The organism is Bacillus sp. SKDU12 (assembly GCF_010093085.1).
Taxonomy (GTDB): Bacteria; Bacillota; Bacilli; order Bacillales; family Bacillaceae; genus Bacillus; species Bacillus mexicanus.
The window spans coordinates 34,219-41,346 of the sequence record NZ_MSRC01000014.1 but is presented as its reverse complement, the minus strand read 5'-3'; the positions used below and the strand labels follow the sequence as shown (position 1 = coordinate 41,346).

Sequence of the window (7,128 nt, the reverse complement as noted above, 5' to 3'; positions counted from 1 at the left end):
TAATTTCTGCATGGCATTTGGAATGCATATCTTTCGCAAACCAAAATAACAGCAATCATTTGAATTTATAATGGAGATCGATTGTGCCGTCTTCATGAATGACTATTTTATCAATAAGGACATTAAATGCCTCAAATAAATCTTGATCAGTGCTTTGTAATTGAGCAAAAGCATTCTTTATATTAGAAATATCAATCCGTTCTTCTTCTTCACGCTCAAGTAAGAACAGTTTGTCATTTAGTTGCTGAATTTGTTCTTCAGTCTCTTTTCTCTTCACCTGAAATTCTGCTTTAGTGATCAGCTGATCTTCCAGATATAATTCGATCAAACGTTGTTTCTTTTTTTCAGCGTTTTCAATTAGTTTTTTCGTTTGTTTGATACGGTTTTTCTTACGCTCTTCAAAATCAGCATTAATATTCAGTTTCAGTTTTCTTCCCTTTTGTTTCAGCTTTCTAATGACAAATGCCCGCAAGTCTTTATATTGGATTGGAGCATGATTTACACAGAGAGCCGTTCCTGCTCGACGATAAGCGCTGCATTTTAAATAATTGAACTCTTTCTTCTCTCGTTTTGAATTGTATTTGTATGATGGCAGCACAACCATATTACAGCCGCATACAGCACATTTCATAAGGCCGCGCATCTCATTTTTAGGATTAAATCGTTTTTTACGCATCTTGTGTTCTCTGTTGTTAGCTTTCTCGTACTCTTCTTCTGAAATGATTTTAGGACACCAGTCTCTATAGATGGTCCACTTTTCTTTTGGGTTTCTGATGAACTTTTTTCTGCCGCCTACTTTAACATGAGTATGCCTGTTTGCGATAAAAACACCACAGTAAATGGGATTCTTTAAGATTGTTTGAACAGTAGACAATTGCCAAAACTCCGCTTGTCTCGGCTTCTGAAGATTTCCGAGCGCTAATTCTTCATTAAGCTTCAGGACGATCCGCTTATGACCATAACCTTGATTGTTATAGAGATCGAATATATATCGAACAACCTTTGCTTCCTCTTCATGGACAGCAAGGAATTTCCCCTCTTTTTTATAGCCATATGGGATACGGCCAGAATGCTCACCACGTCGAGCTTTTGCTGCAAGCGCCCCACTTACTCCAACTGAGATTGTCTGCGGATATTGGGCTGCAAACATGGAAAACATTTCGAATTTCATTGAGTTTTTACCTTCATAAAGGCTGTCGTACCCTTCTTCAAGCGTTACAACCCTTACACCGTGCGCCAGCAAAACCTCACGAATTTCAAGAGCATCTTTCAGATCCCGGGCAAGTCGGCTGATTGACTTAAAGACAACCATTTTCAATTTTCTTCTTTGAGCCTTATCTAAAATAAGCTGCATCGCTTTCCGATCAAGCAGAACCGTTCCGCTTATCCCATCATCTAATTGAATTGCTTCCTCTTTCCATTCGTAATTATTTTTCTCTATCCAGTGATGACAAATATCAATTTGGTTAGCTATTGATGTCACCTGTTCATCTTTTTCTGAGGAAACCCGTGCGTAAACTGCATAAGGGTAATCTTCATATTTGATGATCTCCTGTGTTTCTGTCTCTTTGAAGAACACTAAACCACCCCATTATTTTGCATATGGTACATTTTAGTGTGATTATAGCATAATGATTACGAACCTCCTATACTTTTCCGGTTGATTTACGAACATTTGTTCCTGTATAATTTGTTCAAGGAGTGGTCAGAATGAACGAGGGTATCTACGACAAGAGATGGGAACAAAAATTTATTTTGCCTGAACAAAAGGCAGCGTTGTTAAATAGGAAGAAACAAGTCCAAAAAATTGAAAAACCCATCCTAGATGAATACCAACTGGAAGAAATGGCCCATGTTATTTGCGAGGCAATGGAGTTCAACTCGGTTCTGGTCTTTAGTGTATACAGAGACGGTTTTATTGAAGAAGTCACAGGACATGTTCATTACATAGATGAAGTTAAACAGAGGCTGCATGTGAAGAATTTAAAATGTGATACAAATTTTATTGCATTTGAGTCTCTTTTAACTGCCGAGACATATGAAGGTGAAGGATGAACAAAAGTAAGTATGTAATATATAAAGTCCCTCTCTAATGAGTTGGGACTTTTTTGTTTCATAAATCAGGAATAAAGACTCAGTTCGAATGAATCATTTTCTTGTAATACAAAGACTTGGCAATTGTTCTTCTTTTCTTCGTGATAAAATTTTGAGTGTGAAATTCCAAAAGAAGGGATATGAACATGAAAGTATTTGAAGCCAAAACACTGCTTTCAGAAGCAGATAAACGAGCAAAAGAATACAAGGAATTAAGAAGTCAGATGGTCAATCTAAAAAAGGCTTTTAAAGCTGTAGCTGATTTAGATGACAGTGAGTTTTCCGGAAAGGGCGCCGACAACATTAAAGCATTTTATCAAGATCACGCTGGTGTAGCTGACAATTGGATTGACTTACTTGATATGAAAATTGCTTTTTTGACAAGCATTTCCGGCACTTTAGAGGACGCCAGTTTATCTGATGCTTACATAGAAGAATCCTTCTTAGAACATGAGCTGGCTAATGCTTACACAAAATCAAAATCCATCATGTCTGAACAAAAGGAAGCGATGAAAGATATCCTACATGATATCGACGATATTCTTCCGCTTGATTTGTTCTCGACAGAAACCTTTAAAGACGAACTCGCCGATGCGGAGAACCAACGCAAAAAAACAGTCAATAAAGTAGGCAGCATTGACGAAGCACTTGTTTCTGAATATGTCCAGTCAGAGCCAAACGAGCAATTCATCAAGAAGGACTTTCAAAAGCTTGAGGAATCCACAGGCAAAGGCAAAAATGCTACGCCCATTCATTACAACGCCAAGGCGTACCGCGAAAGTGATATACATAAGAAAAAAGGCGATATGGAGAAACAGACTGAAGCCTATTTGAAGATCAAGAAAGACGAAGCGAAAGAACGAGAAATCGATAAACTGAAGGAAAGACTGAAAAATTACGATTATGCGGATGCTAGTGAGTTTTATTCAATTGCCCAAACCATTGGATATGAAAATCTCACTAAAGAACAGCAAAGCTATTTTACCCAGATTGAAAACACACGAGAGTTAATGGCTGGAGCAAAAGGCGCTGTTACTGCCCTTTATGATATGACAGCTGAAACATTGGACTATTTGGCACACAATGAACCAGTTGACATGATTATCGATTCTGCAGTTGCACTTTATCATTATGATTCCACATTCAACTCAATTAAAGATGCAATTGTCACTTCCTATATTAGAGACGTAAAGAACGGAGACGCAGAATCAACAGCTCATTGGATTACATGTGCAGCAGTAAACATCTTCGCTTTAAAAGGTGCTGGTTCAGTTGCTAAAATTGGAGTAAAAACAGCCGGAAAAGCAGCCGTTAAAAAAGTGTCTAAAAAACTGGATGAAACTCCTGATCCACTAACAGCAATTAAACCGTTTATCATGCGAGAAGATGTTGTTGTAGCAGGCGGCATGCCTTATAATGTCATCAATGATGTGAGCGCAAAAGACAGGCTGCTTCAGCTTGCTAAAAAACTAGATGAAACAAGAAAGCCATTTACAGGTCAGAAAGTAAATGTCCCTTGGTTAAATAAAGAAAAATATGAAGCATACGAAATAGGCGGCAAGGTAAAAGTTAAAGGGCAACCTAGAGATGTAAGCCGTAGAGTCTATACAATGAAAGATATTGATCTTAATCAAAAAAATCGGAAAGGCCTTACGAATCTTCAACTAATGAAAAATGGTAATGCTCCTTTTGCAAAAGATGGAACCCAAATTAATTTGCATCATTTAATTCAAGAAGAGCCTGGCAATATGCTCGAGATACCTGAAAGCTGGCACAATAAGTACAGTGATGTTTTGCATGGATTAAAAGAGAATGGACAGAGTTTTAGAAACGATCCAGTACTTGATAAACAATATAAAAGCTTTAGGAGAAGGTATTGGAGATGGAGAGCTCAGCAGTTTGAGAACCAAGAATAAGAGGTGAATTTTTAATGGATTATTCAAAAGTAAAAACTTTCTTCGATGAAAATAAAGAAAATTCAATTCTCACCGGGGGAGTCACTGAAGATCAGATTAGAGAAATAGAAGAGGATCTTAATGTAACCCTTCCAGACAGCTATAAATGGTTTTTAACTGAGTATGGTTCAGGGGGAGCATACGGGACAATGATACTCGGATATGACTCTCACGGTGCTGAAGTTGTCGAACAGACCGATGAATATAAAAAATATTATAACCTTTCCGATGGTCTTGTAGTGATCGAATATGTTGATGAATTTTCTTATTGTCTTGACACTAACAAGATGAAAGAAGGAGAATGCCCTGTCATCCTTTGGGATAACCAAGAAGGATATGGTAAACAAGTTGGTAGCACATTCCTAGAGTTTTTAATAGAAGAGCTTGAAGAAGCGAAAGACGACTGGATCGATGATGAAGACTGGGACGATTAAGTCAAAGGATTACAATTTAGAGCCCCTCATAATATGAGAGGCTCTTTTATTACTTTAATTTCACTTCAATTTTCGCTTTAGTCTTAGGTCCATAAATACCGTCAGCAGTCAGGCCATTTACTGACTGGAACCGTTTGACCGCGTTTGCTGTTTTCGGGCCGTACACGCCGTCAATGCCGTTATTCTTTGCCCCTTTATCCGGGTAGAAATAAAGAGCAACCAGAGCATTTTGAATCTGCCTTACGTCATCCCCTTTTCGCATAGGGCTTGTTACTCTAATGACACCAGATGGCAGCGCATATGACGTTTTTTTGCTGCTTGGTTTAGCGCTTGAAACACTTGAGCCTGTGAGCTTTAATACTTGGCCGACCTTGATCAAGTTCGGGTTCTTAATTCCGTTCAATTTTTGAAGGGTTGCCATACTTACGCCTGTTTTCTGTGCAATGACAGAAAGAGCATCACCTTTCTTGACGGTGTACGTTGCCCCGTTGGTCTTTGCGATTGTTTTCGCCGGAGAAGATACTTTTTTACCACCAAGGCCTTCTAATTCTGCAGCAATAGCTGCCTTCACTTGTTCCCATCTTCCCTCTGACAAAATACGGTGCGGGCAATACTTTCCGCTCCAATCTTGGTGCTTCCGCACTCGATCAATACCCCATCCGCGTTCTTTAAGCAGCTGAGCAACAAACTTGATTGCCAACTTTTCAGCAGCGTAGTATTTAGCCCCTCCCGACTTGCTGTAGCAGATTTCAACGCCGATAGATTTACGGTTCCCAGTGCCGTTTGTTCCGTCTCCTGTGTGCCAAGCATTGCGATCTGTTGGGATGCCCTGCCTTACCTCTTTGTCATCGACTGCAAAGTGAAAACTCGTTGAATTGGTATTTCCGATCATATAGCTGACCTCATTAGCAGCAGGTGCATCATTGTAAGTGTTATGAATGGTGATGTATTCAGCGTCCATATGATTAGGGCATTTCAAGCCATATTTTGATGTTGATACAAGATTCTTTTTCAATGTGATTGTCATGAAAATCTCTCCTATTCTGTTTTTGAAATAGAAAAAGCCGCCAGCTGGCAGCTCATTTGGTTAGATCGTGATTTTTCAGGACGGCTTTTTGCTTGTGTCCTTTTGCTGTCACGTAGTTGTTTTTGAACCATGCAGCAAGTGTCGTACCGATAGTGAAGATCAGAGAGCCGGCAGTGTATAGCGCATCCGCCAGTTGGTTCACCTGTGCATCAGTGATATCCAAGGGTGATTTACCGAACATCAGCATTGTTTGATTGATAAGCGCAATTAAAAGAAGCGCAGTCCGAACGACTGTGCCTTTGTCAAAGTTTTTCATATGTTATTTTCCTCCTTAATGTTGCAACACGTTATAAAAAATAGCGATTAATCCCCCTATAACTCCGGTGGAAATCGCTGTAATGATAGCGCCTGTGATTGTGCGCTTGATCCAAGTTGTATTCTCTTCAATTTTGTTGAGCTTTTCGTTCAGCGTCATGATTTGCTGATCTTGTCGGTCAGATACTCTTTCCAGTGCGGAAACTCGCTGCTCAAGCGATTTATGCTCACCTTTCATGACTGTTAAATCCTGCTGAAACACATTCATATCTGGTACCTCCGTCAATTGTGACATTAGTACGCCCCCCTTTTATCTATTTCATTCGATTTCACCTCCTTTGAGGCAAAATAAAAACACCTACTCGTTTACAGGTGTGATTTCTGGTTCACTTACATTGTCTTGGTCTAAATGTCCTTTATTTAGCTGCTGTACCAATGCATCTCTTTTCTGTGCTGTAAAGGTATAAAGGGCCTTATATTCGGCAAGCTCCTTATTCTTTTGATCCAATTCTTGTTGTAATGAGGCAGACTTATAGATTTCAATCTGCAACTGCTCCTGAAGTTGCTCTTTCGTCATTTCTTCCATTCTGAACACTCCTTTATGCTTGATCTGGATACGCGTCGCCGCGTTCCATAGCAGTGATTTGATCGTATTCTGATTGAGTTATTCTTCCTTTTTCCACGGCTTGTTTCATTTCGATAGTTAAGACAGTGCCATTCCTCCAACAATCCTCAAAAAACCCATAGAGTGTGCTTCGACTTTCCATAGGGCTCCCTCCGATTATTGTGATTGATTCGCCATTAAGACATTGCATACACGTTGAAGATCTAGAATCTGCTCTTTCAACTGTTCAACTTCTGTTTTTTCGCTCTTTGGATCTGGTTTAGGATTTACAACTGTTGGTTCAAGTTTCATTTTTCTTCTCCTCATCTTCTCTGCACATAAATATTGTGCCTTCTCTGGTGCCATCTGGTGATACCCTCACTGATACAGGAAAAGAAATCAAGATGTTTTTGCCTTCATAAGTACAATAACTTTTCCCGTCAAGGTAAGCTTTACTTAGAGAAAGGGACGCAATCTCTTTTTCTCTATTTAAATCTAACCATAGGACATATTCGACCCTGAAAGTGTCGTCCGACGTTAAATCAAAATACGCAGCATCAACAGGATATGTTTTCCCTTCGATCTCCGCATCCCTTAGTTCTCCAGCCGTAATTTCAATACCTGTTTCGCTCTCTTTAATTTCCGCAGTATAAAACCAACCTGGATTAGCAAAAATTATTTCAATCATATAGTTTCCCC

General features: G+C 39.3%; 11 protein-coding genes. 3 read left to right on the top strand and 8 right to left on the bottom strand.

Annotation, left to right across the window (positions count from 1 at the left end):
• Window positions 1-55: 55 nt before the first annotated feature.
• Window positions 56-1,579, bottom strand: coding sequence for a recombinase family protein (locus BTW01_RS12400; protein ID WP_162103274.1), 1,524 nt, complete (start codon window positions 1,577-1,579; stop codon window positions 56-58).
• Between the two features lie 131 nt (window positions 1,580-1,710).
• Here BTW01_RS12400 and BTW01_RS12395 point away from each other — a divergent pair, with 131 nt between their 5' ends.
• The 3 genes from BTW01_RS12395 (at window position 1,711) to BTW01_RS12385 (ending at window position 4,483) form a co-directional block, all read left to right on the top strand.
• Complete coding sequence (locus BTW01_RS12395) at window positions 1,711-2,055, top strand: YolD-like family protein (RefSeq protein ID WP_162103273.1); 345 nt, start codon at window positions 1,711-1,713, stop codon at window positions 2,053-2,055.
• 185 nt (window positions 2,056-2,240) lie between these two features.
• Window positions 2,241-4,010, top strand: a complete 1,770-nt coding sequence (locus BTW01_RS12390) for a T7SS effector LXG polymorphic toxin (protein ID WP_162103272.1) — start codon at window positions 2,241-2,243, stop codon at window positions 4,008-4,010.
• A 14-nt stretch (window positions 4,011-4,024) separates the two neighbouring features.
• The gene (locus BTW01_RS12385; protein ID WP_162103271.1) at window positions 4,025-4,483 is read left to right on the top strand and encodes an SMI1/KNR4 family protein; all 459 of its coding nucleotides are present in this window, start codon (window positions 4,025-4,027) and stop codon (window positions 4,481-4,483) included.
• A 49-nt stretch (window positions 4,484-4,532) separates the two neighbouring features.
• Here BTW01_RS12385 and BTW01_RS12380 read toward each other — a convergent pair whose 3' ends face one another.
• From BTW01_RS12380 to BTW01_RS12355, 7 genes are all read right to left on the bottom strand, one after another.
• Window positions 4,533-5,510: an N-acetylmuramoyl-L-alanine amidase gene (locus BTW01_RS12380; RefSeq protein ID WP_162103270.1), complete on the bottom strand. Its 978-nt coding sequence runs from the start codon at window positions 5,508-5,510 to the stop codon at window positions 4,533-4,535.
• Window positions 5,511-5,562: 52 nt separating this feature from the next.
• Window positions 5,563-5,826, bottom strand: a complete 264-nt coding sequence (locus tag BTW01_RS12375; protein WP_100276292.1) for a phage holin — start codon at window positions 5,824-5,826, stop codon at window positions 5,563-5,565.
• Window positions 5,827-5,841: 15 nt separating this feature from the next.
• Window positions 5,842-6,120 (bottom strand): hemolysin XhlA family protein, encoded by a 279-nt coding sequence (locus BTW01_RS12370; protein WP_419724071.1) that lies wholly within the window; start codon window positions 6,118-6,120, stop codon window positions 5,842-5,844.
• A 63-nt stretch (window positions 6,121-6,183) separates the two neighbouring features.
• The gene (locus BTW01_RS12365; protein WP_162103269.1) at window positions 6,184-6,411 is read right to left on the bottom strand and encodes a hypothetical protein; all 228 of its coding nucleotides are present in this window, start codon (window positions 6,409-6,411) and stop codon (window positions 6,184-6,186) included.
• A 13-nt stretch (window positions 6,412-6,424) separates the two neighbouring features.
• Window positions 6,425-6,592: an XkdX family protein gene (locus BTW01_RS12360; protein ID WP_162103268.1), complete on the bottom strand. Its 168-nt coding sequence runs from the start codon at window positions 6,590-6,592 to the stop codon at window positions 6,425-6,427.
• 14 nt (window positions 6,593-6,606) lie between these two features.
• Entirely contained in the window at window positions 6,607-6,741 is a 135-nt protein-coding gene (locus BTW01_RS18630; RefSeq protein WP_274379692.1) for a hypothetical protein, read from the bottom strand.
• Complete coding sequence (locus tag BTW01_RS12355) at window positions 6,731-7,117, bottom strand: hypothetical protein (protein WP_162103267.1); 387 nt, start codon at window positions 7,115-7,117, stop codon at window positions 6,731-6,733. The genes BTW01_RS18630 and BTW01_RS12355 overlap by 11 nt, the downstream gene beginning before the upstream one ends.
• Window positions 7,118-7,128: the final 11 nt, after the last annotated feature.

What these genes read in the sequence shown, in the direction of transcription:
- BTW01_RS12395 (WP_162103273.1), top strand. Translation starts at nt 1,711, where the DNA reads ATGAACGAGGGTATCTACGACAAGAGATGGGAACAAAAATTTATTTTG.
- BTW01_RS12390 (WP_162103272.1), top strand. Translation starts at nt 2,241, where the DNA reads ATGAAAGTATTTGAAGCCAAAACACTGCTTTCAGAAGCAGATAAACGA.
- BTW01_RS12385 (WP_162103271.1), top strand. Translation starts at nt 4,025, where the DNA reads ATGGATTATTCAAAAGTAAAAACTTTCTTCGATGAAAATAAAGAAAAT.
- BTW01_RS12380 (WP_162103270.1), bottom strand. Translation starts at nt 5,510, where the DNA reads ATGACAATCACATTGAAAAAGAATCTTGTATCAACATCAAAATATGGC.
- BTW01_RS12375 (WP_100276292.1), bottom strand. Translation starts at nt 5,826, where the DNA reads ATGAAAAACTTTGACAAAGGCACAGTCGTTCGGACTGCGCTTCTTTTA.
- BTW01_RS12370 (WP_419724071.1), bottom strand. Translation starts at nt 6,120, where the DNA reads ATGTCACAATTGACGGAGGTACCAGATATGAATGTGTTTCAGCAGGAT.
- BTW01_RS12365 (WP_162103269.1), bottom strand. Translation starts at nt 6,411, where the DNA reads ATGGAAGAAATGACGAAAGAGCAACTTCAGGAGCAGTTGCAGATTGAA.
- BTW01_RS12360 (WP_162103268.1), bottom strand. Translation starts at nt 6,592, where the DNA reads ATGGAAAGTCGAAGCACACTCTATGGGTTTTTTGAGGATTGTTGGAGG.
- BTW01_RS18630 (WP_274379692.1), bottom strand. Translation starts at nt 6,741, where the DNA reads ATGAAACTTGAACCAACAGTTGTAAATCCTAAACCAGATCCAAAGAGC.
- BTW01_RS12355 (WP_162103267.1), bottom strand. Translation starts at nt 7,117, where the DNA reads ATGATTGAAATAATTTTTGCTAATCCAGGTTGGTTTTATACTGCGGAA.